Consider the following 23,908-nt stretch of genomic DNA (forward strand, 5'->3'; position numbering starts at 1 on the left):
TTGACATAATATAGATTATGCGAAGTTATTCCATAAAATGGCCCATCACCATGTAATGACGATCTTCCCGAATTCCGGCCCGCTCAATTGCCGTTCAAACGCGCCTTTTGCGTCGTCAAAGGAAAACCGGTGCCCGATGACGGGATGAAGATTTTTGTGGGCGATAAACGCGTTCATCTCTTCAAACAATTCGCGCGAGCCGACACGCACGCCCCGTACCGTCACGGTGCCGCCGAGGATCAGCATCGGGTCGATGCGTCCGGCCGGATTGATCAGCCCAACCAGATGCACGACGCCTTCGCGCCGTGTTGCCTGGATCGAACGTTCCAGCGTGTCGGGACCGACGGCGTCCACCACGTGGTCGACACCGTGGCCGGATGTCAGCGCGCGCACAGCGTGGTGCCAGTCCGGATCGCGCTGGTAATTGATGACGTGATCCGCGCCCGCTTCGCTGGCGCGCGCCAGTTTCGCGTCGCTGGACGACGTCACGATGGTCCGCGCCCCCAGCGCTTTGGCAAACTGCAGCGCAAACAACGCCACACCACCCGTGCCCAAAATCAGCACCGTTTGCCCGGCCCGGACGCCGCGCACCGCATTCCACGCCGTCAAGGCCGCGCATGGCAGCGTCGCCCCTTCTTCAAACGACAGGTTTTCAGGCAGCTTCACCAATCCCTCCTGGTTGAAAAGACGGTATTCGGCCAGCGTGCCATCGATGCCATGGCCCAGCGTCGTGCTGGAATCGGCCGCATGGTCCGCGATCGGTCCATACAGCCAGTCCTGTACGAACACCCCCGCCACGCGGTCGCCCACGTTGAAGCGCCCTGCACCGGCGCCCACCGCCACGACTTCGCCGGCGCCGTCGGACAAAGGAATGGTCGGGCGCGGCAAGCGGATGCCCTGGTCGCCCGCCAGATAGAAATTGTCCTTGTAGTTCAGCGATGCCGCGCGCATCCGCACCAGTACTTCATAGGCGGCGGGAACCGGGATGGTTTCCGTTACCTGCTGCAGCGATTCCAGGCTGGGGCCGGCCAGCCGGTAGGCTTTGAATGTGTTCATACTGCCTCCATCAGTGATTGTTGCGAGATCGGGTAATCCGTATAGCCCCGTTCGCCGGGGGTATACAATGTGGAAAAATCGGGCGAATTCAGCGCGATGCCTGCTTGCAGGCGCGCCACCAGGTCGGGATTGGCGATGAATGGCCGGCCAAAACTGATGAAATCCGCGTCGCCCGTAGCCAGCGCGCGTTGCGCCCTGCTCGAATCGAAACCGCCGGCAAACAGCAGCGGACCATCGAATGCGGCGCGCATGGCCTCGCGCAATGACGCTGGCAAGGCCGGCAGCCCCATAGCCGCATAATCGGCCAGGTGCAGATACATCAATCCACGGTCCGACAGTTGCCGCGCCAGCGCGATGAATTGCGCATCCATCCCATCGAAAGGCAGCGCGCCATTGGCGGCGCAATGGGGCGTGAAGCGAATGCCCAGGCGTGATGCGCCGATGGCGCCTGCCACCGCGTCGACCACTTCCAGCACGAAGCGGTTGCGCGCTGCGGAACTGCCGCCATAGGCGTCCGTACGCTGGTTGATATGGGCGTTGAAAAACGATTCAATCAGGTAACCGCCGCCGCCGTGCAATTCCACGCCATCGAAACCGGCTTCCATGGCCAGCGCTGCGGAACGGGCAAATTCCGCGACCGCTGCCGCGATATCCGAATCGTCCATCGCGCGAGGCATGCCGGGCGCCTGCATGCCGTGCGCGTCGGTATGGATTTCACCGGGTGCGGGACTGGCTCCGGGGCTGAGCAATTCGCCATTCTCGGGCAGGTTCGCCTGGTGTCCCACGCGGCCGGCATGCATCAACTGGACGACGATCTTGCCGCCTTCCGCGTGTACGGCGTCCGTCACCTGTTTCCAGCCCGCGACATGGTCCGCTGTAAACAAGCCGGGCATGCGCGCATAGCCCAGGCCATTGGCCGAAGGCGACGTGCCTTCCGCGATGATCAGGCCGGCCCCGGCACGCTGCGCGTAGTACCGCGCCATCAGCGCGTTGGCCGTGTTGGCGCCCGTGGCGCGGCTGCGCGTCATGGGCGCCATGACGATGCGGTTTTTCAGTGTCAGATGGCCAAGCTGCGCCGGTTCAAATAGCGCGGGGTTCATTACCAGTGCTCCTGTACAAAAAGGGTGTGGCAATGGTAGGCTGCGCCCTATTCCTTTACTAGATGAATCAATGGCATGCACTCGTGCATATATGGAAGGATGATGCGTGGACTTGAATGACATCGCGCTGTTCGTGCAGGTGGTCCGTGCCGGCAGCTTTGCGGAAGCGGCGCGCCAACTCGGCATTCCGCCCAGCACCGCGAGCCGCCGATTGCAAGCGCTGGAGCGCGCAGGCGGCGTGCGCCTGTTGCAGCGTTCGACACGGCGCCTGGCGCTGACCGACGCCGGGCAAGCGTTTTTTGCGCAGTGCGCCGAACAGATCGATGCGCTGAGCCAGTCGGCGCAAGACCTGGCCGACAGCGGCAAAGCCCTGACGGGACGGGTGCGGGTTGCCGCGGGTGTCGATTTCCTGAACTGGTTCCCGCTGGATCAGGTGGCGGCTTTCATGGCCCGCCATCCCGGCATCCGCGTTGAATTCGTGCTGGCCGATGCGCGGGCGGACTTGCTGGCCGAAGGTATCGACGTGGCGTTACGGGCGGGAGACATGGTGGAACCGGCGCTGGTGGCGAAGCAAATCGGTACCGTGCAGTGGCAACTGGTCGCCAGCCCGGACTACCTGTCATCCCACGGCGTACCGGATTGCCCGGGCGACTTGGCCCGCCACGATTGCATTGCGGCCCCTGCCCGCTCCGGCGTTGCGCAACGCTGGCAATTGCGCCACCAGGGTGAACTTCACGACGTCGCCGTCGGCGGCCGATTTCAAGTCAACTCGCTGCAAGCGCAATTGAATGGGGCACTGGCAGGACTGGGCATCGCGCTGGCGCCGACGCTGACGACCAGGCAGTTGGTGCGGCAAGGGTTGCTGCACGAGGTCTTGCCGGACTATCACTGGGAAGCCGGCGTGTATTTCGTTTATCCGAGCAGGCGGCACATTCCCCGTGCCGTGCGCACTTTCACGGAATTCGCCACGGCTGTGTTGCTGGAGCGCGGTTTGGTGGCGGCCCCCGCGCCCCGGCGGTAAAGCCGGTTATGGTGGCCGCCATCGTCCGGATCCTGTTCAATGCCCCATCAAGTCATTCCACTGCGGCAGCAGCACGATGCTGTTCGGATTCAAGCCCGCGTTTTTCAGCGTATCCATGCTGGCCACCACCGATCCGCTCTGCAAGTCAATGACCGTGACGGCGCCATCGCTCATGCCCGGCAAATTCAACAGCGCATTCTGTACAAACGCATACTTGCCATCCTTGGTGAAGGCCACGTGGTGCGCGCCCTCGGCGGCCGGAATCGACTTCATCAGTTTTGGTTCGGTTGCCTTGGCGGAGATGTCGAAGATATGCAGGTGGCCCGGTTTTGCCGTCGTCACGTACATGCGTGTGCCGTTCTGGTTGAAATACATTTCCAGCGGCACGCCCACTTTCAGGTCGGCAAAATCATATGCCTGCGCCACGTCAAAGTCTTTCTTTTCCGGCCGCCAGCTGGCGGTCCACAACGTGCCGCCGAACATGTTGGTGACATAGGCCACAGCGGGTTTGGCATTCGGCACAAACAGGATTTCCACCGGCGCCACGCCGGAGGGCGACGGCTTGGCCGACATCTTGTACGTGCCCAGCACCTTGCCGGTGCTCGCTTCCACCGCGCTGATCACTTCACCCGCGTCGCCCAGGTCCGTGGCGCGTACGGTCGACGTCAGCAGGATGCGGTCGGCGCCGCCATGCACGGCCAACCCATGGGGATACGGCGCCGCCACTTTAATAGTCGACAATACCTTGTCGCTGCGCGCATCCCCCACCACCATGCTTTGCGTGCCCATGCAGCTTAAATACCAGTGCTTGTGGTCCGGCGAAAACACGATGTCTTCACCGACGCTGCACGTGGGGACGCTGATGGTGCGCATCGCATAGTCTTTCGACTTCATGTCCATCACGCGCAATTCCGTCTTGCCGAGCGCGGTGACGTACGCCTTGCTCATGTCGTGGTTATAGAACAGGTGGTGCGCCACCAGGTCGGCTGGCAGCGGGATATCCTTGACGATCTTGCCGAAGGTTTTGGACGTGGGATCGACATCGATGATGGCAATGCCTTCCTTGCGCGCCATCGGGCCGACGGGGTTTTTCAAGACCTTGAGCGAATCGGCCGACTTGGTCTCGTAATTCATCATCGCCAGGATTGCCGCGCCGGCGATGGCGGGGATGCAGAGGGAAACGGCAAACGGAAGTAACAGTCGCGTATTCATATTCACCACCTTCTTCGCAGTTTGAGCAACGGGAGAAATCGTGTGAAATCTGGGACAGTCAGACAACAGATATTACGCTCATTCGCAGTAATATCCCTGAATGCCACGATTCTTTTGCTCCTTGCTATGTGCAATGCTTGTCGCATGGGCGCCCCTGTGGGCGACGGAGTTGCGCGCGGGCTATGAAATCAAGCAAGGGCGGATCGCCAGCCCGGCGCCGACGCTGCGCATCGCGCAGGGCGACACGCTGGTGCTGTTACTGAATAGCGACACGGCGCTCGATCTGCACTTGCACGGCTATGACGTGCAACTGGCGCTGAAACCCCGCACACCGGGGCGGTTGCAACTGGTGGCCCACACGCTGGGACGCTTTCCGCTGGCCACCCACGGCAAAGGCCATCACCACGGCCCCGCCCTGCTCTACCTGGAAGTCGTTCCCAAATGAAGCGCTGGCTGCTGGCAGCCATACCGCTTCCCGCCCAGGCCCACGGTTTCGGGCAGCGCTTCGATTTACCTTTACCGCTGTGGATGTTCATGGCCGGCGCGGGCGCAACGGTGGCGCTGACGTTTGCCCTGCTCGCGGTCCAGCGCCATGCGCGGGCACGCGCGCCGGGCCAGGCACACACCGTGTTGGCCCGGATTCCCATGGCGGGCCCGCTGGCTCTCGCGTTGCGCGCCGCCGTGCTGGCGCTGTACCTGCTGGTCATCGTGGCCGGTTACCTGGGGCCGCAAAATCCCGTCAAAAATATCGCGCCAGCCATGGTCTGGGCCATCTGGTGGGTCGGCATGGCGTATGTATCGGCCTTGCTGGGAGACCTGTGGGCGCTCGTCAATCCACTCGACACGCTGTACCAGTGGACGGTGGGCGACCGCCCGGCCCGGCTGGCCTGGCCCCGCTGGCTGGGGGTATGGCCGGCCACCCTGCTGTTTTTCGCCTTCGTCAACATGGAACTGAACTGGGAAGACAGCGAGCATCCCGCCAGCCTGGCCACCGCCATGCTGTTGTATTCGTGCGCAACCTGGCTTGGCATGCGGGTGTTCGGCCGCCGCACCTGGCTGGCGCATGGCGAAGTGTTTGCCGTGGTGTTTGGCTTGCTGGCGCGCTTCGCGCCCAACCAGGTGCGGGACGGACGCTGGCAAGTCCGGCCGTTTGGCGCCGGGTTGCTGGTGGAGGCGCCGTTGCAGTGGTCGCATATCGCGTTGCTGATGCTGATGCTGGCGTCCGTCAGCTTTGACGGCTTGATGGAGACGCAGGGCTGGCTGGACTTGCAAGGCAGCGTTGGCCTGCCGCCGGCGTGGGCGCGCACGGCGGCGCTGTTGGTGCTGCCGCTGCTGTTCCTGCTGGTCTATCTGGGCGCCTGCCGCGCCATCGCATGGTGTGGTGGCGGCGCGTCGCTGGAGGCGACGGCGGGATGGTATGTCCTGACGTTGGTCCCGATCGCCATCGCCTATCACATCGCCCACTACCTGTCGTTCCTGGCCATGGCGGCGCAATACCTGATTCCACTGGCGTCCGATCCGCTGGGCCTGGGCTGGGATTTGTTTGGCACGCGCCTGTATTTCATCCGTCTTGGCATCGTCGACGCCCGCATGGTGTGGTACGTGTCGCTGGGCGCCATCATTGCCGGACACGTCGCCGCGGTCTGGCTCGGCCACCAGACCGCGCTGCGCCAGTTCGGCGCCCGCGCCGCTGTCAGCCAATTACCGATGCTGGCGCTGATGGTCGGCTACACGCTGCTGAGCCTGTGGATCATTGCGCAACCGATCGTCAACGGCTGAGGGGGATTCGGTTATTATCCGTGACGCGTCACGGATAACTGGAGCCAACCCATGCCTTTACCCGTTGAACGCGTCACAAAAAACAGCACAGTGCTACCCTGAGCATTCCATTCCAGGCCGCACTGGAAAAGGGCTGAATCCGCACGGCGATTCGATGTATAGTGAATTAGTTCCCTAAAGCAAGGGTTATCTCATCATGCAGATAATTACTGGCATTCTAAAGAGACAAGTTCAGGCTTTTCTGCTGTGTTTGACCATGCTGGGAACGCTTCCGTCCGCGCTGGCCGACCCGGCGCCGCCCCGGTGGAGCGGGATGGCCGCGACGGTATTCAAGCACATGCTCGCGCCGCTGACCAATTCGATGGCCCAGGATCGCCGTGGCTTCATGTGGTTGGGCACGCAGTCAGGCCTGGTTCGCTGGGATGGCTATACATCGCGACTTTATACGGCCAACAGCAAGCGCCCGCGCGCCCTTCCGGACAATTTTGTGCGCACCGTGTATGTGGACAGCCGCGGCAACCTGTGGATCGGCACGAGTTCGGGGGGCATGGCCCTCTATGACCCGGTCCGCGACGATTTTACCGTCATCGGGACTGGGCCCAAGGGCGTCAGCGACGCGCACGTGGCTGCCTTCGCCGACGACGGCGCCGGCGGCTTGTGGATCGGCACCGCCAACGGGCTCGATTATATGGATGCTTCCGGCAAGCTGAGCGCCTCGTCCGACACCGTGCTCCCGCCCTCCGCACGCGGATCAGCCATCCGCACCATTGAAGCGCTGTTGCGCGACCGCGCGGGCGGCTTGTGGATCGGTACACGGGAAGGTTTGCTCTACCGTGCGCCGAACGCGGCGGCCGCCATGGCTTTCGGGCTGGACGCTCCCATCAACGCCCTGTTTCAGGACACGAATGGCCGTATCTGGATCGGTACGCGCGATCAGGGCGCCTTCTTGATTCCAGCGGGAGAACTGCACGCCGTTCCCGTGGCGGAAAGTGGCCCCAATCCCGCCTTGCACAAGCAACGCGTGTTTGCCATCGCAGAAGTATCGCCCGATGAAATCTGGTTCGGCACCGAAGCGGGCGGCATCGTCTCGCTGACCCCGGGCAACGGTTTCACACGCCGCATCCGCCACGTGCCCGACACGCCGGACAGTCTGAGAGACAACGATATCTATACCCTGTTTCGGGAACGCAGCGGGCTCGTCATGGTCGGCACCACCGAGGCGAACAGCGTGCACGACCCGCGTCCACAAGCGGTGGTTACCATACGCGACACAGGATTGCCCCTGGACGGCAAGTTCACGGCGCCCAGCCTCCTGGCACGCCCGGATGGGCAAGTATGGGTCGGCGTGGGCGGCGGCGGCATCGCCATCCTCGATCCCGTCGCCGGCGGCATTGGCCTGATCGAGGCGGGCAAGCCTGGCGGCCTGCCCACCGGGCGGGTCCTGACCATGGCCAACGGCCCGGACGGCAGCGTGTACGTCGGCACCCAGCTGGGCCTGTACCGGATTGACGCCCAGGGCAAGCTGGTCGAACAAATACGCATACCGGGCCGCAGCGCCAGGGCGGCGTCGTGGGCCGTAGCGTTTCAGAACGGCGTCATGTGGCTGGGCGGACTCGACGGCCTGTGGGCGCTCAAGCCGGGCACGGGCGCGACAGCGACGGTGCTGCGGCACGAGGATGCCGGGCTGGGTGACAGCCGTGTCTCGTCGCTGCTTGCGCTGCCCGACGGCGGCTTGTGGATCGGCACACGCGCCGGCCTCGTTTTTTTGCCGTCGGCCGAAGGCAGCTTGGAAGTCGTGCCCACCGACGCAGCCACCGGCGACCGGCTGCTGCCCGGTTTTACGTCCTCGCTCGCGCTGGACCAGCAGGGCCGCCTGTGGAGCTCAACCTTCGGACGGGGCGTGCAAATGCTCGAACGCACCGACGCCGACGGACGGCGGCGCTTTCGCCGCATCGAAACCGCGCATGGCTTGCCGGATAATAGCGTCAATGCCGTGTTGGCGGATCGCCAGGGCGCGATGTGGGCCAGCACCGACAAGGGGTTGGCGCGCATTGATACCGCCACGCTGGCCGTCAAGGCGCTTAGCGAGGCAGACGGCGTGAACATCATCCAGTACTGGACCAATTCGGCCGCGCTGACCGACCAAGGCGAGTTGGTCTTTGGCGGCGTTGCCGGGCTCACCGTGCTACGCCCGGACAAGCTGGCCGCCATCGACTACCGCGCTCCCGTTGTGGTCACCGATCTGGCCGTTGGCGATCAGCCGGTGGCGCCGGCCCGCTACCTCTGGGGATCCGACGTTCCCGCCGCCGCCGCGCTGGAAATCACGCCAGAGTGGAAAGAGCGCGGCTTCTCGCTGGAATTCGCCGCGCTCGATTACTCGGCATCCGAACGCGCGCAGTATGCCTACCGGCTGGTCGGATTCGACAGCGGCTGGATCCCGACCGCGCCCGGCTCACGCCGCCTTGCTTACACCAACCTGCCGCCGGGTAACTACACGCTGCAGTTGCGGGCGGCAACGCGCCCGGGTGAATGGATGGAACCGCTCAGCCTGCCCGTGCACGCCTTGCCGTCGTGGCACCAGATGGCATGGGTGCGTGCGTTGGCAGTGCTGCTCGCCGCCGGCGCGATCGCCTGGCTGGTGCGCTGGCGTATCGGCTGGTACCGGCGCCGGCAGGCGGAGTTGGAATCGATGGTCGAGCAGCGCACGTCCGAATTGCGCGCCAGCCAGGTGATGCTGGAACAGCTCGCCTACGCCGACGCGCTGACCGGCCTGCCCAACCGCCGGCTGTTCAACGACGAACTGCGCCACATGCGCGCGCAAGCCGCGCGCGACAAGACGCCGTTCACCTTGCTGCTGATCGACCTCGATCACTTCAAGCAGGTTAACGACACGCTTGGCCACGACGCCGGCGATGCGCTGCTGGTGGAAGTGGCGCGCCGTCTCCACCTGTGCGTACGGGAGACGGATCGCCTGGCCCGGCTGGGCGGCGACGAGTTCGCGGCCTTGCTCAGCAATACGGGAGATGAGCACGACGTCGAGCAGGTGGCGCGCCGCATCATCGACAGCATTGCCGAGCCGATTCCTTTCGGTGTCCATCAGATGCGGGTCGGCGCCAGCATCGGCGCCGCCGCATTCCATGGCGCCCAGGCCAGCGAGGAAGCGCTGTACAAGCAGGCCGACCTGGCGCTGTATCAAGCCAAGAGCGCGGGGCGCAACACCTGGGTATGGTACTGGGCCAGGGAGCACGCGGAGTTTGCCAGCACTTGAGCCATGCTCAATTATCTGTGACGCGTCACAGATAATTGAGTGGCAATTTTAAAGTTCAACGATAAAGGCCGGGTCAAACCTGGTGTTTTCATTCCCGCCGCCGCGCCTCACGTACCCACACGGATTGCATACCACGCGCGCGGCGCCGATGCGGTAATCGTTGGAATCGTGCATGTGGCCGTGCACCCAGACATCCGCTTTTTCCACCAGGTTGTCCAGCGGCGATGCAAAGGCCGCCGAAGTCAGGTCGGCCGCATACTTGGGCGCCACCGAACGTAGCGATGGCGCCATATGGGTGATCGCCACCGTCGTGCCGTCGAATGGCTGCGCCAGCTGGTTCGCCAGCCAGGTCCGGTGTTCCCGGTGCAGTTGCAACGTATCGGCGGCCTGCAAGCAGCGGTTGTCCGGCGCCGCGATGCGGATGTGGCGGTAATCCTTCATGATTTCTTCCGCCTGTTGCATGGCGGCGGCCTGCTCCGGCGCGCCAAACAGGGCGAAGTCGGTCCACAGTGTCGCGCCGATAAACCGCACGTGGCCGATGCTGTGCGCATCGCAATTGAGGAAATGCACGTTGTCCGTGGCGGCGCACGCTTGCCGGATTTCCCGCTCCACGGCGTGCAAGTCGTGTCCGTAGGCTTCGTGGTTGCCGGCCACATACAGGACTGTCCGCCCGGGGAACGTTTGCGCGGCCCATGGCACCGCATTGGCGCCGGTGTCGATATCGCCGGCCAGGATCACCACGTCCGGGCGGCTGGCGTCGAGGTCGAAGCGTAGTGGGTCGTGACGGTGTATTTCAAGATGTAAGTCAGATAGGATCAATAGCCGCATAGAATGTGATCAATGAATAACAAACTCAATAGCGCGACTGTATCACCTTCCAACGCGGATCTTCGCCCAGCTTGCGTATCGCCGGCGCCAGTTGTTCGTACACGCCGCGCATAGATTTCGGCACCAGGAAGCGGCGGTCGCTGGGCTTGCCCGGCAGCGCTTCGGAAATCACGCCACCCTGCACGCGGTGCACACGCATGTAGTAGCGGAACACGGAATCGGTGACCACCACCATGTCCACCCGCCCCAACAGCAGCTTGTCGAGGTTGCGTTCTTCCGTGGCGGCGTTGTCGCGCACGAAGCGGTTTTGTTCGATCCAGTCATCCACGCCCGGATACACGTAGCCCAAGGTCACGCCGACGCGCGCGTTGGGGGCGGACGGCTGGCCAAAGAAAAACGGATTGGTGTCGCGCGAGACCAGCACGAAGGCATCGTGGGCGAACGGTTCCGTCCACAGGAATTTTTCCTGCGCCCCGTCACCCACCCACTGCGGCATCATGCCGATGACGATGCCGTCCAGCGTGCCTTTTTCCAGTTCCGCCTGCAGCCGCTTGCGGGGCATCGTGGCCAGGTGAAAGTCCAGGCCATCGAGCTTCAACTGGTTCAGGTACGCCACCAGTTCCGGGTACAGGCCGGTTTTCTCGTCGATAACCAGCGGCGCGACCGTGGCATTGGTGTACACGGTCACGCGCGCCGCGTCGGCCGGCAAGGCGGCGGACAGTGACAACAGGCACGCCAGCACCCATTGCCGCCAATACCGCCAACGCATGGAATGGCTATTTATAGACGCCGCAGCCGACATAGAGGTTGTCGACCTTTTCCACATACGACTGCTTGGTTTCCATGGCCTGCGTCACCGTGTTCGACCACTTGTATTCGGGCGCCCAGCCCTTGCCCTTGGTATCGCCCAGCTCGAGGAAATTCTTGATGAAGAACTTGCCGTCGGCGTCCTTCAGCTGCATGACGTTTTTCCCGACCAGGCGCTGGTTGACACCGTTGGCCAGGGTCACGCCATCCTTGTCGAGCACGAAGATATAGAGGTCGCGGTCGATGAAGGCGCCCTTGGGATTATTGAATTCCGCCAGCGCCGCATCGCGCCCTTTGGCCTTGATCAGCGCCACCGCCTTTTTCACCATGGCGACGGCTTCATCCTGCGTACCTTTGTCCGCGGCGAAGGCCGCGCCCATGCCGGCCAGCGCCAGCATTACACCGAACAAGAATTTTTTCATGCCCCCACCCTCCCATGAAGAATGCCGACAGGAAAAGGTTACGGCTTCGCGCCCGCGTTGTCACGTTTTTCGGATGGCGACACGGGCAGCAAACCACATGGACCAATAGTAGTAACTTTTCAATCAATATTACCTGTTGTTTAATTTTTCATGCGGATGTGGTTTCTGTCTCATTCCGCGTTTTTTTTGACTCCGCCAGGCGGGTTTATTTATGTTCGCGCTTGCGTTATCAAATCAGCAAGTTCAACCCCTGAATTCAACCCACTGGAGGACCCATGACGCTTCAAAAAAACCTGCTTGCCTTGTCCATCGCCGCTATCTGCGTATCAGCCGGCGCGGCGCCCACCATGATGGCGGCGCCGTTCGCCAAATCGTCGGCGCAGGACAGCGCCGCGCTGGCGCAAAAACTGTCCGCCGCCCACGGCAGCACGGGACTGGACAACGACCACGGCTACGCGCCGGCCCGCGAACACCCGGGTGAAGGCGGTACCCGCGTGGTGCGCCTGGCCCATACCTATAAAGGCATCCGTGTGCTGGGTTCCGACTCGGTGGTCGTAACCGATGGCCGGGGCAACGTGGTCAACGCATCGGCCTCGGAGCGCCGCAACGGCCTGGGCCAGGGCGCCGCCAATACGCTGGCGGCCACGCGTGCATTCAGCGTGACACCAGCCGTGGCCATGCAGACGGCCATCGATGCGGCGGCCGGCGCCACGTCGACGCAAGGCGTGCACCGCACGGCGCCCCAGGCGGAACTGGTGATTTATCCCGTGGTCAAGCGGGTGCGCGTGCCCGGCAAGGAAAACAAGGCCGAATCGCTGCTCAACGCGCTGGACGTCGAAGACAAGGTCACGGGCTATGCGCTGGCATGGCTGGTGCAGACCCGCATGGCCGAAGGCGGCAAACTGCTGTTCCGCGACACCGTCATCAGTGCGCAGGACGGCAGCGTGCTGGCGCAGTGGAACGCGCTGCAAACCGTCATCGGCACCGGCCACAGCCTGTATTCCGGCGACGTGCCGATCCAGACCACGCTGGCCAACGGCGTCTACAAGATGCTCGATCCCGCGCGCGGCACGGGCGGCGCGTATGGCGGCGTGGCGGTCACCAACGCGGCCAACAGTTCCGCGTCGAATCCGGTCCCGGGCGCCGTGTTTACCAATACCACCAATGTCTGGGGCGACGGCTTGCCATACACCGGCGGCGGCGCCACCAGCGCCAATGGCCAGACCGTCGCCGTCGATGCGCTGTGGGGCTTGATGAACACCTACGACTTGCTGAAGAACACGCAGGGCTGGTCGTCGCTGGATGGCATGAACACGGCCACCTACGCGGCCGTCCACGTCGATACCAACTACGACAACGGCTACTATGACCCGGCCTGCAAGTGCCTGTACCTGGGCGACGGCGCCAACGGGCGCGGCATCGCGTCGCTGGACGTGATCGGCCACGAACTGGGCCATGGCATCACGGACGCCACGTCCAACCTCAATTACACTGGCGAATCGGGCGGGCTGAATGAATCGTTCTCCGATATCACGGGCGAAATGGTGGAAGCCTATGCGCGGAGCGGCGCCACGGGCAGCACGATTCCCGCGTCGGGCAACGATTGGATGGTGGGCAAGGACTTGTCGCCGACGGGCACGCCGCTGCGCTGGATGTGGAAACCGTCCAAGGATGGCGCATCGAAGGATGCCTGGTCCAGCACGCTCAATACGCTGAACACGCACTATTCGTCCGGCCCCAGCAACCGCATGTTTTATTTCCTGTCGCAGGGCTCCAGCGGCAGCACGTCCAGCGAAATGTACAGCCCTTACCTGACCCAGCCGCCGCAAGCCATGACGGGGATCGGCAATGACAAGGCCTACCGCATCTGGTTCCGCGCCGCCACCACCAAGTTCACGTCGTCGACCAATTATGGCGATGCGCGCGCAAAGATGATCCAGGCCGCGACAGAACTGTATGGCGCCGGTTCGCGGGAAGTCGTTGCCGTCACCCGCGCCTACGCCGCCATCAATGTCGGTACCGACCTGGGCGAAGGCGGCGGCGCGCTGGCCATCGCCACCCAGCCGCAATCAACCACGGTGGTGGTCGGCGGCACGGCAACCTTCTCCGTGGTGGCCGCCAGCGGCATCGCGCCCTATAAGTACCAGTGGCTGCGCAATGGCGCCACGATCGCCGGCGCAACGCAGCCGACCTATTCGTTCACGGCGCAGGCATCCGACGCCAATTCGGTGTTTGCCGTCAAGGTCACGGATTCGTCGACCACGCCGCAAACCGTGCAATCGAACAATGCGGTGCTGATGGTCAGCACCGGCCCGGAAATGCTGGATTTGATCAAGAACGGTTCGTTCGAAAGCGGCGCCACCAGCTGGGGCGGCACGGCCAACGTCATCGGTTCCTGGCCGAATCAGCCAGCCTATGACGGCAGCAAGTATGCCTACCTGGGCGGCAACGGCGTGACGTCGACGGAAACCCTGACGCAAACCGTGACGATCCCGTCCAGCGCCAGCGCGGCGACGCTGTCGTTCGCGCTGCACATCGACAGTGCGGAAACCACGACCGGCACGGCGTATGACAAGCTGGCCGTCACCGTGAAAAACAGCGCGGGTGCCGTGCTGGGCACGCTGGCGACGTATTCCAACCTGAACAAGGCGGCCGGCTACACGGTGAAATCGTTCAACCTGCTGCCATATAAAGGCCAGACCGTGACGCTGTCGTTTGCCTCCACCGAGGATTCGTCGATGCAGACGTCGTTCGTGGTCGACAAGGTGCGCCTGATCGTGAATTAACAGGGGTCAGAAAGCGGCGCCGGTCTCAGGCCGGCACCGTTTTCGATTGCAGCCCCAATATCCCTTCCTGCAATTCCCGCATCGAATACGGCTTGCGCAAGACGCGGAATTCCGTCTGCAGCGTATCGGTCTCGTCCCGGGAAAACCCGGTCGCCAGCAACACGCCGATCCCCGGATAACGCTGGCGCAACGTGCGCGCCAGCCCGATACCGTCCATCTGGCCCGGCATGACGATATCGGACAGCACGATGGCTGGCTTGCATTGCCCCGTCGCCAGCACTTCCAGCGCTTCGTCCGCGCTCTCCGCGATGGTCACCAGGTAGCCCAGCTGTTCCAGCAATGCGCGGCTGCTTTCGGCCACCGCCTTGTTGTCGTCCACCACCAGTACGGTGCCGCCCCGCGTATAGGACGACAGCGGCTGCGTGTCGTCGCTGTCCGGCCCCGCGCCCGGCGCCGCGGCCGGCAGGATGATGGTGACCACGGTACCCTTGTCCTGCTGCGACACGATGGTGGCCGTGCCGCCCTGGCGGTGCGCGAAGCCATACACTTGCGCCAGCCCCAATCCCGTACCTTTACCCTTCTGCTTGGTGGTAAAGAACGGATCGAAGACATGGGGCAGCACGTGGGCGGGAATCCCGGAGCCCGCATCGGTCACGCTGAGGCGCGCGTACAGGCCGGGCGGCAATTGATGGGCATTGCTCGGCGGCAGCCGCAACCGCGATGCCCGCACCTGGACCGCGCCCGCTTCCTGCATCGCATCGCGGGCGTTGACGATCAGGTTCAACATGGCCGCTTCCAGTTCGCTGGGGTTGACCAGGACCAGTGGCGTGCCCTCGTCCACCGCCAGTTGCACGTCGATCCGTACGCCGATGGTGGCGCGCGCGAAGTCCACGCAATCAGGCAACAGGCGCTGCAAATCGACCAGCTTGGGCTGGTAGCTGCGCCGCCCGGAAAACGACAGCAAGTGCTGGATCAGCGATTGCACGCGCCGCACGCCGCGCCGGATCACGGAAAAGTCTTCTTCCATGTTCTGGCCGCGCAGCTTGTATTGCAATAACTCCATGCGCATGTTCACCACTTGCAGGAAGTTGTTGAAATCATGGGCAATGCCGCCCGCCAGTTGCCCCACCACTTCCATTTTCTGGGCCTGTACCAGCATCATTTCCGTCGCTTCCCGCTTCTGGATCTCGGCCTGCAAGTGCTCGGTCTGCTTCGCCAGCGATTCCACGGTGTTGACCAGCGACTGTTGCAGGCGGGCGATCCGCTCCAGCAACAGCACCAGCACGACCGTACTGCCCAGCAGGTAACTGCCGCGCGCCGCATACCAGCCGACCGTGTACCGGCCGCCGCCGATGTTGCTGAGGATGATGCCACCAAGCATGGTCAGCAACGGGATACTGAGCCATGAAAACAGCGAGACGTGGGTATTGCGGCTGGTGATCAGCACGGCAATGCCGACGGCGACCACGGCGGCCATGAACCACATTGTCCAATTGATGAATTGCAGGAACTGGTCGCCCGCAAAGTAGCCTGGCAGTGGCAGGTAAACCGAACCCGCATAAATCACGGCAATACCGCCCGCCGTCAGCCACATGGCGGGCGCGACGCCCCGAATCCGGGGAACCGCCCCTTCGCGCGGCGTCCGTGCCTGCAGCACGATCGCCGTGACCGCCAGCCCGGCGTAGCCGGTTTGCCAGGCAAGATACAACCAGGCGACGGTTTCCTTGCGGCCCAGGAGCGCCGTGTCCGGCAGCAGCGCGCCGGGAAAGGTCAGCAAATGCAGCAGCGCCATGATGGCGCTATAGGCATACGCCACCGCCAGCAAGCGCAACGGCTGCCCGGGGCGGCACTTGAATTCGAATCCCAGCAACAGCGCCGTCAGCCCATGCAGTATCCCGATACCAATTGCAAAGACTGACGAGACGTGTGGCAGCCGTGGCCATTCGACGCCGGCAAACGGGACCAGCATGGCCACCAGGGCCATATAGCCGGCAAAGACGGCGGCCAGCAATCCCAATTCCCGCCGGCTTACCGCCCGTTGCGCCAGCAAACCGGATTGTGGGAATACGTTCATAAGAAGGTTCCTGCGTCAGTGATGAAACTGTAGCAGCTAAAGCGGAGTCTTGTCATTACAACATTTTCCGGGCGAGACAACCGATGCCAACGGCGCACTGCCTGGCGCCAGCAAAGGGGTGACGCTGAAAGTGCAGTGGGAAATCTGAGTTGCGCGCCGGGGTTGTAACGCCCTGCATAGAATGGCAGCGATGACCAACCCTTCTGCGAGGCTGCCCACCCCATGACCGCCCCCCCTGACGAAGCGGACTCCGCCCTGAACTTCCCACCTGCGCCACCGCCACAGGCGGACGGGGCGCCGCTCCGTGTTCGCCAGCGCACGTCAGATATCGTCCCCCCGGCGCATGGCGCAGACGACGCAACGCGTGTGTCAAGGCATGGCGCGGAGGCCGGACCGCTGAGCCCGGCCGCATCGCGGGATGCGGGGGCGGTGGAGCCGGAGCCCAAGGAAGACGCTACGTGGCAACAATCGTCCGGATCGCAGGAGGCGAAAGCCGGAACCGGTGGCGCGCAACGGCCGCCAGCGGGCGACGCGCCGTATGCGGCCATGGATGCGGGTATCTGGGGTGATGCCGGCATGCCTGCGGATGCGCCCGACACGGCGGGCGGCGCGGCGTCCCCGCCAGGCCAGTCGACGGACAACCCGGCCCGCCTCAAGCGCCTGCGCATGGCGCTGGTGGCGTGCGGCGCCGCCGTCACCATCGGCATGGGCGCCGCCATTGCCTTGCTGATGGAAGAAGGCACACCGCCGCTGCGCCTGGGCACCTCCGGCGCACACCAATCGGCCACCGCGGCGGCGCCGGCATTCGACACCAGCGGCGCATCGGGCGCCGTGAGCGGAGTGGCCGGCGCCGGCGCGGCAGCGGCTGCCGCCCCATGTCCGCTGCCGGGCGGTGCAGAGGCTTGCCCCACGATGGTCGCGATTCCCGCCGGCCGCTATCGCATCGGTTCCCGGCGCAACGACCCGGACGCGCAAGACGAAGAACTGGGCGGCGCCGAACGGCCCGTCGCCGCGTTTGAGCTGTCCGCCCACGAAATCACGGCCGGCCAGTGGCAACTGTGCGTCAACGATGGCGCCTGTCCCGCGCCGGCGCAACCGGCGGAATCATCCGTCATGCCCGTCACCGGCATCAGCTGGGACGCGGCTGCCGCCTACGCGGCATGGCTGTCGCACAAGACCGGCCAGCAATACCGCTTGCCAACCGAACTTGAATGGGAATATGCCGCCCGCGCCGGCGGCGCCACGGTGTTCCCGTGGGGCGAGCGGCTGGGCCAGCGCAACGCCCATTGCGGCCAGTGCGGCACGTTGAACGCTTATCCCCGCTTTGCGCCGGTCGGCAGCTATCCGCCACGCAATGGTTTATACGACATGGTCGGCAACGCCTACGAATGGGTCGCCGATTGCTGGACGGCGAACCACGCGCAGCCGTTGCCATCGCCGCAGACGGCTTGCGGCGAAAAAGTGCAGAAAGGCGGGGCTTACGACACGCTGGAAGCCGATGTCCGTCCCGTCGCCCGGACCCATGGCGACCGCGCCGCGCCGGACATGCGCGTGGGCTTCCGCGTCGCCCGCCAGCCGCTGCGGCAAGCCATGAACTCTTCGCGAGCCCAACCATGAAACCCGACAAGGTTACCGAGGCATCCAGCGCCACGTCCCGGCACACGCCGCGCAACCCGGCTTCGCGCATCCCCTGCTGCGACACCAACCTGGCTGCCGGCGCTGTCGTGGCGTGCATTCTGCTGCTGTCCGCCTGCGCCACCGACAAACCTGCGCCGCCAGCCCCGGCGAAACGGCCGGTGGCCGCCAGGCCGAACCCATCCCCGGCACCAGTGCATGCGCCCAGCGTCCCCGCGCCGGCGGAACCGGCATCGGCAACCAGTCCGCCATCCGCCACTCCACTGCGCCCCGAATCGCCAGCCGCCACCGCTGCGGCGGAATGGCAACAACTGGCGCGTTATCAAAAGAGTCCGTTCCAGGTCTTGACCCTGACGGAAACGCAAGCCGGTTTGCAACCGATGCCCGGCTCCGTCGGCATCTACAGCCTGCCGGCGCCCAAGCCGGGCGCCATGCGCCTGCGGCTGGCGTTGCGGCCGGACAGCCCGGTGCGCCTTGGCGCCGGCGCCTATACCGTGCAGCTCCAGCTGGTCTTCGAATACATTGAACGGCGCAGTTGCAAGGCGCCCAGCTGCCACGGCGAAGTCGAGGAAGCCAGCCGCAAAGCCGCGAAATCCGTCCGGTTGTTGCTGACGCCACAGCATGGCTATGTGGCGGAAACCACGCTACCGCTGCCGCTGGCGCGCCCAGGCCAGCCGGACCGGGACTATGATGTCGGTTATGCCGACCTGGTGCTGAAAGTGCGCCGCGTGACGATCGCTCCCGCGCGCAACAGCCGGTTGGCATTGCCATAACAATGCCGGATCAACATGGCCACCGTCCCTGAAAAGTGACATAAGCCGTTGATCTGGCTATAATTTCCGCCTTTGTCGCTCGGAATTAACTGGATCCCGCCCATGTCACTGCTTTCCCACCAGCTTGAACTGCTGTCGCCCGCCAAAACCGCTGAAATCGGCCGCGAAGCCATCCTGCACGGCGCCGACGCCGTGTATATCGGCGGCCCGGCGTTTGGCGCGCGCCATAACGCCAGCAATCCGCTGGCCGATATCGCGGCGCTGGTGGAATTCGCGCACCGCTACCGCTCCCGCATCTTCGTCACGATGAACACCATCATGCACGATTCGGAACTGGACCTGGCGCGCCAGCAAATCTGGCAACTGTATGAAGCCGGCGTCGACGCGCTGATCATCCAGGACATGGGCTTGCTGGAAATGGATTTGCCGCCGATCCAGCTGCACGCCAGTACGCAATGCGACATCCGCACCGTGGAAAAAGCCAAGTTCCTCGGCAACGCGGGCTTTTCCCAGCTGGTGCTGGCGCGCGAACTGACCATCGACAAGATCAAGCAAATCCACGCGGAAGTCGATACGCCGCTGGAATACTTCGTGCACGGCGCACTGTGCGTGGCGTTTTCCGGCCAGTGCTATATTTCGCACGCCGACACCGGCCGCAGCGCCAACCGCGGCGATTGCTCGCAGGCGTGCCGCCTGCCGTACACGCTGTCGGACAGCCAGGGCCGCGTGGTGGCCTATGAAAAACACTTGCTGTCGATGAAAGACAACGACCAGAGCGCCAACCTGGAAGCGCTGATCGATGCCGGCATCCGTTCGCTGAAAATCGAAGGCCGTTATAAAGACATGGGCTACGTGAAGAACATCACGGCCCATTACCGCCTGCTGCTCGATGAAATCCTGGAGCGCCGCCCGGAATTCGCCCGCGCCTCCAGCGGCCGCACCGAAGTGTTCTTCACCCCGGACGTCGACAAGAATTTCCACCGCGGCCACACGGATTACTTCGCTACCGGCCGCCAGCAGGATATCGGCGCATTCGATTCGCCGAAATACGTGGGCGTGAAACTGGGCACCGTGCAGCGCATCGGCAAGGATCACTTCGACATGCTGACCAATGCCCCGATGTCCAACGGCGACGGCTTGAACTACATGAACAAGCGCGCCACTGAGGGTATCCAGGCCAACACGGTGAAACTGCTGGGCGAGCAGGACGACGGCCAGTTGTGGCGCATCTTCCCGAACGAGCCGATCGGTTCGCTGACCGGCCTGAAAGTCGACCTGGAAATCAACCGCAACGGCGACCGCCAGTGGGAAGCCGCGCTGAACAAGAAGTCCTCCGAGCGCAAGGTTGCCGTCAGCCTGGACTTGCAGGAAATCGACGGTGGCCTGCGCCTGGCCATTTCCGACGAAGACGGCATTTACAGCGTCACCGACGCCGCCATCGCCCTGCAGCCTGCGCAGCAGGCGGAACAGGCCGAAGCGTCGCTGCGCACGCATTTGGGCAAGCTGGGCAACACCATGTTCGAAGCGAAGGACATCATGCTGTCGCTGTCGCAGCCGTGGTTCGTGCCGGCCGGGGCTATCAACGGCTTGCGGCGCGACGCGGTTGCCGCCCATGAAGCCATGCGCCTGGCCGCGTGGGAACGTCCGGAACGCAAGGCGCCGGTGGAACCGCCCGTGCCGTATCCGGAAACGCAACTGAGCTACCTGGCCAACGTTTACAACGAAAAGGCCCGCGCGTTCTACCACAAGCACGGCGTGCAACTGATCGCTGCCGCCTATGAATCGCACGAAGAACCGGGCGAAGTCCCGCTGATGATCACCAAGCACTGCCTGCGCTTCTCGTTCAACCTGTGCCCGAAACAGGCCAAGGGTGTCCAGGGTGTGCAAGGCCAGGTCCGCGCCGAGCCGATGACCTTGGTGTCCGGCGACGAGCGCTATACCTTGCGCTTCGATTGCAAGCCGTGCGAGATGCACGTGGTGGGCGCGATGAAGACCAATATCCTCCATTCTCCGCCGCCGTCGGCCGTGCCATACAGCCCGCTGGTGTTCCACAAGCAGCGTCCGCGCGCATGACGCCCGCCATGGTGGTTTACCTGACGCGCCACGCGGAAAAAATGTCAGGACCCGACCCCGAACTGTCCGAGCGGGGTTTGCTGCGCGCCCGCAATATCGCGACCATGCTGCGGCGTTCCGGTATCGGCCATATCTATGCGACGCCGTTCCGCCGTGCGCACCAGACCGGCGAAGCGCTGGCCGCGCGCCTGGGCCTGGCCGTGCAAAGCTACGATCCGGGCGCGCAAAACGCCTTTGCCCGGCAATTGCTGGCGCTGGGCGGCACGATGCTGGTGGTCGGCCATACCGACACGATTCCCGACCTGATCCGCCTGCTGGGCGGTGAGCCGGGCATGCCTTACCTGGAAACGGATTTCGACCGCGTCTACCAGTTGGTCATCGCCGGCGATGGCAGCGTGACCACCACCTTGCTGGCGTCGCTTCCATAATATTCGTGACGCGTCACGAATAATTGTCTCCTTGTTAATTGTGACATTGCAGCCACGCCGATGTCACAATTGAGGCATCCGTGCGTGACCTGCGCACGCGCCTGATTTATTCTCTCCTTCGCAACATTTTTGACATCCTCCCCTCCGTGAACGAAGAGGATTCCTTCGGCGCTACGCGGTCGTTTGCATAGTCGCTACGGTGGGTTCCTGCTTCATCGAGCAGCCCGACTGCGCCAACTCTCCACAGGCTAAAACGCGATGTCCTCGCGCTAAAATGTTGATCGCGCCGACCACATCAGCATGATTTTTATAGCCGCAATCGACGCACAGGAATTGCGCCTGCGTCCGCCGATTGTCTTGCGAGACGTGGCCACATGCCGGACATGTCTGGCTGGTGTGGTGCGACGGCACGGCCAGCAGCATGCCACCGTTCCATGCCAGCTTGTAGCCAAGTTGGCGGTGGAATTCGCCCCAGCCCTGATCCACGATGGCACGATTCAGGCCGCTTTTCTGGCGCACCTTGCTGCCCGGCTGTTCGACCGTTCCCTTGGCAGACCTGGACATGTTTTTAACCTGCACATCTTCAATACAGACAAGCGCGTGGTTTTTGCTGATCGTCGTGGTGGTCTTGTGCAGGAAATCCTTGCGGGCGTTGGCGATGCGGGTGTGCATCTTCTGGACGCGAGCCTTCGCCTTTTTCCAATTGCTGCTGAACTTGACTTTGCGGCTCATGCGGCGCTGATAGCGCGCCAGGCGCCGCTGGTGCTTTTTGAAGCTGTTGAGAGGAGCGATGAAAGCGCCATCGCTCATGGTGACGAACCGGGCGATACCAACATCGATGCCGATGGCCGTCGTCGCCGTGGGCAACGGCTGTTCGACTTCGCATTGCGTCTGAATCGCCACGTACCACTTTCCGCCCGACTGGCTAACGGTAACGTTGCGCAGGTCGCCTTGTACGCGGCGGCTGTTGCGGTAGCGCAGCCAGCCAAGCTTGGGCAGCAAGATACGGTTGTTCGCCTCGTCAAGCCTGATTTGCTTCGGGTCCGGATAGCGGAAGCTGTCGCCGCAGCCTTTGCGCTTGAAGCATGGGAAGCCGGCCCGCTTCTCGAAGAAGTTTTTGTATGCCTTTTCCAAGTCCTTCAAGGCATGTTGTAGTGCCTGGGATGGCGCTTCCTTGAGCCACTTCATGCTAGCTTCGCGCTTCCAGACCGGTAAATTTGCCGCCATCCCCACATAGCCGATGAACTTGTTGCCTTGAGCGTGGTTGTCCTTCTGTATCGCCAGCGCCTTGTTGTAGACGAACCGGCACGACCCGGCGAAACGGCGCATGTCGCGTTCCTGCTCGCCGGTTGGCATGAGTTCGTATTTGAAGGCTTGGAGGCGGATCATACTGTGATTATATACAGCACCACGTTCCAGGCAAACATGACGCAACTGGCACCGGATAAAAAGTCAACGGCAACAGGACGCCGCGCCACCAGCGCGGCAGGGCCTTGTTTTGCCTTTTTAAAACCACACGACAGGAGACTCACCCATGGCACAACGCCACCTCCCTACCCGGCTCGGCGCGCTTGCCGTCGCCTTCGCCCTGGCCGCACCCGGCCTGGCGCTGGCAGACGCCCATATGATTTACTTGACCCGCCATGCGGAAAAAGCCGCCACCGGCACCGATCCGGCGCTGACGCCCGAAGGCCAGGTGCGGGCTCAAAATATCGCGGCGGCGCTGAAAAAGGCGGGCATCAAGAAGATCTACAGTACGTCCTACACCCGTACGCAGCAGACGGCCCAGCCGCTGGCCAGCTACCTGCAATTGACCACGCAAACCTATGACCTGACGCAGCTGGCGGCGTTCGCCCAGCAGTTACGCGCCTTGCCGGACAATGTGCTGGTGGTCGGCTATTCGGATACGACGCCGGAACTGATCCGCCAGCTGGGCGGCGATCCGGGCGCCGACATTGCTGAAACCGAGTTCGACCGCCTGTACCAGGTGGCCATCGGCCAGGACGGCGACGTTACCACCATCCTGCTGACGTCGTTGCCCAGCCCCGTCACGCCACCCTGCGCCAACGTAACGCTGAACCAGTCCAACGTGACGGCCGCCGCCGGCACTTGGGTCTACTACACCATCGACGTGCCGGAATGCGCCAAGCTACCGCGACGCCGTAATTAAACGTGACGCGTCACGGAATGTTTGATTTATTCCGTGACGCGTCACATAAATTACTCCAGCGTCAGCCGGGGCGTGGCGTCGCGGCGATAAGCCGACGCCGTCACGTGTTCCGGCGCCGCCTCGCAGTCGGCCGTGCAGCTGGATGGTGTGGCGGCCAGCTTGCGCCGCCAATCGGCTTCCGCGGCTTCGGCCGCCATCAATTGCGCCAGTTCCGCCGCCGGCAATTGCGCCGCCCGGGTGCGGTAGACGGCATCTTCGCCTTCGCCATTGGCGCGCCGCGCCATGACTTCCGCTTCGACCGCCGCCGCATGCAAGGCCTGGCTGCCGGACGCAAGGCGCTCCGCCGGCATTGCCGCCGGCACGGTGCCAAGCGTGTCCTCAGGTGCCACAGCACGCACTGGTGTGCGTTCCGGCGCCGACGCCGCGGCACCGGCCAGCAACGCGGCCGCCGCGCTGGCCGCCCGCGCCGTGGCGGG

The 23,908-nt window shown here is 63.7% G+C and carries 19 protein-coding genes; 10 read left to right on the forward strand and 9 right to left on the reverse strand.

The features are described from left to right. Nucleotides 1-45: 45 nt before the first annotated feature. Both GJ700_RS32715 and GJ700_RS32720 read right to left on the reverse strand, forming a co-directional pair. A complete protein-coding gene (locus GJ700_RS32715; protein ID WP_154382031.1) occupies nucleotides 46-1,056 on the reverse strand; it encodes a zinc-dependent alcohol dehydrogenase family protein in 1,011 nt (336 codons plus the stop codon). Next, nucleotides 1,053-2,156 (reverse strand): alkene reductase, encoded by a 1,104-nt coding sequence (locus tag GJ700_RS32720; protein WP_154382033.1) that lies wholly within the window; start codon nucleotides 2,154-2,156, stop codon nucleotides 1,053-1,055. The genes GJ700_RS32715 and GJ700_RS32720 overlap by 4 nt, the downstream gene beginning before the upstream one ends. A 106-nt stretch (nucleotides 2,157-2,262) precedes the next feature. Here GJ700_RS32720 and GJ700_RS32725 point away from each other — a divergent pair, with 106 nt between their 5' ends. Continuing rightward, the gene (locus tag GJ700_RS32725) at nucleotides 2,263-3,177 is read left to right on the forward strand and encodes a LysR family transcriptional regulator (RefSeq protein WP_371868234.1); all 915 of its coding nucleotides are present in this window, start codon (nucleotides 2,263-2,265) and stop codon (nucleotides 3,175-3,177) included. A 36-nt stretch (nucleotides 3,178-3,213) separates the two neighbouring features. On the opposite strand, the gene GJ700_RS32730 is transcribed toward GJ700_RS32725, so the two are convergent. After that, complete coding sequence (locus tag GJ700_RS32730; RefSeq protein WP_154382035.1) at nucleotides 3,214-4,389, reverse strand: YncE family protein; 1,176 nt, start codon at nucleotides 4,387-4,389, stop codon at nucleotides 3,214-3,216. A 133-nt stretch (nucleotides 4,390-4,522) separates the two neighbouring features. Here GJ700_RS32730 and GJ700_RS32735 point away from each other — a divergent pair, with 133 nt between their 5' ends. The 3 genes from GJ700_RS32735 (at nucleotide 4,523) to GJ700_RS32745 (ending at nucleotide 9,436) form a co-directional block, all read left to right on the forward strand. Further along, nucleotides 4,523-4,834 carry a hypothetical protein gene (locus GJ700_RS32735; RefSeq protein WP_154382037.1) on the forward strand — a complete coding sequence of 104 codons (312 nt, stop codon included), beginning with the start codon at nucleotides 4,523-4,525 and terminating at the stop codon, nucleotides 4,832-4,834. After that, entirely contained in the window at nucleotides 4,831-6,168 is a 1,338-nt protein-coding gene (locus GJ700_RS32740) for a hypothetical protein (protein ID WP_154382038.1), read from the forward strand. Before GJ700_RS32735 ends, GJ700_RS32740 begins: the two co-directional genes overlap by 4 nt. Before the next feature lie 196 nt (nucleotides 6,169-6,364). Continuing rightward, nucleotides 6,365-9,436, forward strand: coding sequence for a ligand-binding sensor domain-containing diguanylate cyclase (locus GJ700_RS32745; protein WP_154382040.1), 3,072 nt, complete (start codon nucleotides 6,365-6,367; stop codon nucleotides 9,434-9,436). A gap of 48 nt (nucleotides 9,437-9,484) precedes the next feature. Here the strand turns inward: GJ700_RS32745 and GJ700_RS32750 are convergent, their stop codons facing one another. From GJ700_RS32750 to GJ700_RS32760, 3 genes are read right to left on the reverse strand one after another with little or no spacing between them, the layout of a single operon-like run. Further along, nucleotides 9,485-10,264, reverse strand: coding sequence for a metallophosphoesterase family protein (locus tag GJ700_RS32750; protein ID WP_154382042.1), 780 nt, complete (start codon nucleotides 10,262-10,264; stop codon nucleotides 9,485-9,487). Between the two features lie 25 nt (nucleotides 10,265-10,289). Further along, complete coding sequence (locus GJ700_RS32755; RefSeq protein ID WP_195764086.1) at nucleotides 10,290-11,033, reverse strand: substrate-binding periplasmic protein; 744 nt, start codon at nucleotides 11,031-11,033, stop codon at nucleotides 10,290-10,292. A gap of 7 nt (nucleotides 11,034-11,040) precedes the next feature. Continuing rightward, nucleotides 11,041-11,493, reverse strand: coding sequence for a cache domain-containing protein (locus GJ700_RS32760; RefSeq protein ID WP_154382046.1), 453 nt, complete (start codon nucleotides 11,491-11,493; stop codon nucleotides 11,041-11,043). A gap of 275 nt (nucleotides 11,494-11,768) precedes the next feature. Between GJ700_RS32760 and GJ700_RS32765 the strand changes: the two genes are divergently transcribed. Continuing rightward, complete coding sequence (locus GJ700_RS32765) at nucleotides 11,769-14,279, forward strand: M4 family metallopeptidase (RefSeq protein ID WP_154382048.1); 2,511 nt, start codon at nucleotides 11,769-11,771, stop codon at nucleotides 14,277-14,279. Nucleotides 14,280-14,304: 25 nt separating this feature from the next. On the opposite strand, the gene GJ700_RS32770 is transcribed toward GJ700_RS32765, so the two are convergent. Then, complete coding sequence (locus GJ700_RS32770) at nucleotides 14,305-16,353, reverse strand: MASE4 domain-containing protein (protein ID WP_154382050.1); 2,049 nt, start codon at nucleotides 16,351-16,353, stop codon at nucleotides 14,305-14,307. 222 nt (nucleotides 16,354-16,575) lie between these two features. Between GJ700_RS32770 and GJ700_RS32775 the strand changes: the two genes are divergently transcribed. The 4 genes from GJ700_RS32775 (at nucleotide 16,576) to GJ700_RS32790 (ending at nucleotide 21,262) form a co-directional block, all read left to right on the forward strand. Next, entirely contained in the window at nucleotides 16,576-17,970 is a 1,395-nt protein-coding gene (locus GJ700_RS32775) for a formylglycine-generating enzyme family protein (protein WP_154382052.1), read from the forward strand. After that, nucleotides 17,967-18,761, forward strand: coding sequence for a hypothetical protein (locus GJ700_RS32780; RefSeq protein ID WP_154382054.1), 795 nt, complete (start codon nucleotides 17,967-17,969; stop codon nucleotides 18,759-18,761). Before GJ700_RS32775 ends, GJ700_RS32780 begins: the two co-directional genes overlap by 4 nt. Nucleotides 18,762-18,863: 102 nt before the next feature. Further along, nucleotides 18,864-20,834 carry a peptidase U32 family protein gene (locus tag GJ700_RS32785; protein ID WP_154382056.1) on the forward strand — a complete coding sequence of 657 codons (1,971 nt, stop codon included), beginning with the start codon at nucleotides 18,864-18,866 and terminating at the stop codon, nucleotides 20,832-20,834. Continuing rightward, a complete protein-coding gene (locus tag GJ700_RS32790; protein ID WP_154382058.1) occupies nucleotides 20,831-21,262 on the forward strand; it encodes a SixA phosphatase family protein in 432 nt (143 codons plus the stop codon). The genes GJ700_RS32785 and GJ700_RS32790 overlap by 4 nt, the downstream gene beginning before the upstream one ends. A 171-nt stretch (nucleotides 21,263-21,433) precedes the next feature. Here GJ700_RS32790 and GJ700_RS32795 read toward each other — a convergent pair whose 3' ends face one another. Next, a complete protein-coding gene (locus GJ700_RS32795; RefSeq protein ID WP_154382060.1) occupies nucleotides 21,434-22,651 on the reverse strand; it encodes an RNA-guided endonuclease InsQ/TnpB family protein in 1,218 nt (405 codons plus the stop codon). Nucleotides 22,652-22,796: 145 nt separating this feature from the next. Between GJ700_RS32795 and GJ700_RS32800 the strand changes: the two genes are divergently transcribed. Next, nucleotides 22,797-23,432: a SixA phosphatase family protein gene (locus tag GJ700_RS32800; RefSeq protein ID WP_229507382.1), complete on the forward strand. Its 636-nt coding sequence runs from the start codon at nucleotides 22,797-22,799 to the stop codon at nucleotides 23,430-23,432. A 50-nt stretch (nucleotides 23,433-23,482) separates the two neighbouring features. On the opposite strand, the gene GJ700_RS35100 is transcribed toward GJ700_RS32800, so the two are convergent. Further along, on the reverse strand, nucleotides 23,483-23,908 hold a 426-nt coding region (locus tag GJ700_RS35100), incomplete at its 5' end, for a hypothetical protein (protein WP_371868235.1).

The organism is Pseudoduganella rivuli, assembly GCF_009674485.1.
GTDB lineage: Bacteria > Pseudomonadota > Gammaproteobacteria > Burkholderiales > Burkholderiaceae_D > Rugamonas > Rugamonas rivuli_B.

Coding starts and splice junctions, on each gene's coding strand:
- GJ700_RS32715 (WP_154382031.1), bottom strand. CDS start 1,056: ATGAACACATTCAAAGCCTACCGGCTGGCCGGCCCCAGCCTGGAATCG.
- GJ700_RS32720 (WP_154382033.1), bottom strand. CDS start 2,156: ATGAACCCCGCGCTATTTGAACCGGCGCAGCTTGGCCATCTGACACTG.
- GJ700_RS32730 (WP_154382035.1), bottom strand. CDS start 4,389: ATGAATACGCGACTGTTACTTCCGTTTGCCGTTTCCCTCTGCATCCCC.
- GJ700_RS32735 (WP_154382037.1), top strand. CDS start 4,523: ATGCTTGTCGCATGGGCGCCCCTGTGGGCGACGGAGTTGCGCGCGGGC.
- GJ700_RS32740 (WP_154382038.1), top strand. CDS start 4,831: ATGAAGCGCTGGCTGCTGGCAGCCATACCGCTTCCCGCCCAGGCCCAC.
- GJ700_RS32745 (WP_154382040.1), top strand. CDS start 6,365: ATGCAGATAATTACTGGCATTCTAAAGAGACAAGTTCAGGCTTTTCTG.
- GJ700_RS32750 (WP_154382042.1), bottom strand. CDS start 10,264: ATGCGGCTATTGATCCTATCTGACTTACATCTTGAAATACACCGTCAC.
- GJ700_RS32755 (WP_195764086.1), bottom strand. CDS start 11,033: ATGCGTTGGCGGTATTGGCGGCAATGGGTGCTGGCGTGCCTGTTGTCA.
- GJ700_RS32760 (WP_154382046.1), bottom strand. CDS start 11,493: ATGAAAAAATTCTTGTTCGGTGTAATGCTGGCGCTGGCCGGCATGGGC.
- GJ700_RS32765 (WP_154382048.1), top strand. CDS start 11,769: ATGACGCTTCAAAAAAACCTGCTTGCCTTGTCCATCGCCGCTATCTGC.
- GJ700_RS32770 (WP_154382050.1), bottom strand. CDS start 16,353: ATGAACGTATTCCCACAATCCGGTTTGCTGGCGCAACGGGCGGTAAGC.
- GJ700_RS32775 (WP_154382052.1), top strand. CDS start 16,576: ATGACCGCCCCCCCTGACGAAGCGGACTCCGCCCTGAACTTCCCACCT.
- GJ700_RS32780 (WP_154382054.1), top strand. CDS start 17,967: ATGAAACCCGACAAGGTTACCGAGGCATCCAGCGCCACGTCCCGGCAC.
- GJ700_RS32785 (WP_154382056.1), top strand. CDS start 18,864: ATGTCACTGCTTTCCCACCAGCTTGAACTGCTGTCGCCCGCCAAAACC.
- GJ700_RS32790 (WP_154382058.1), top strand. CDS start 20,831: ATGACGCCCGCCATGGTGGTTTACCTGACGCGCCACGCGGAAAAAATG.
- GJ700_RS32795 (WP_154382060.1), bottom strand. CDS start 22,651: ATGATCCGCCTCCAAGCCTTCAAATACGAACTCATGCCAACCGGCGAG.
- GJ700_RS32800 (WP_229507382.1), top strand. CDS start 22,797: ATGGCACAACGCCACCTCCCTACCCGGCTCGGCGCGCTTGCCGTCGCC.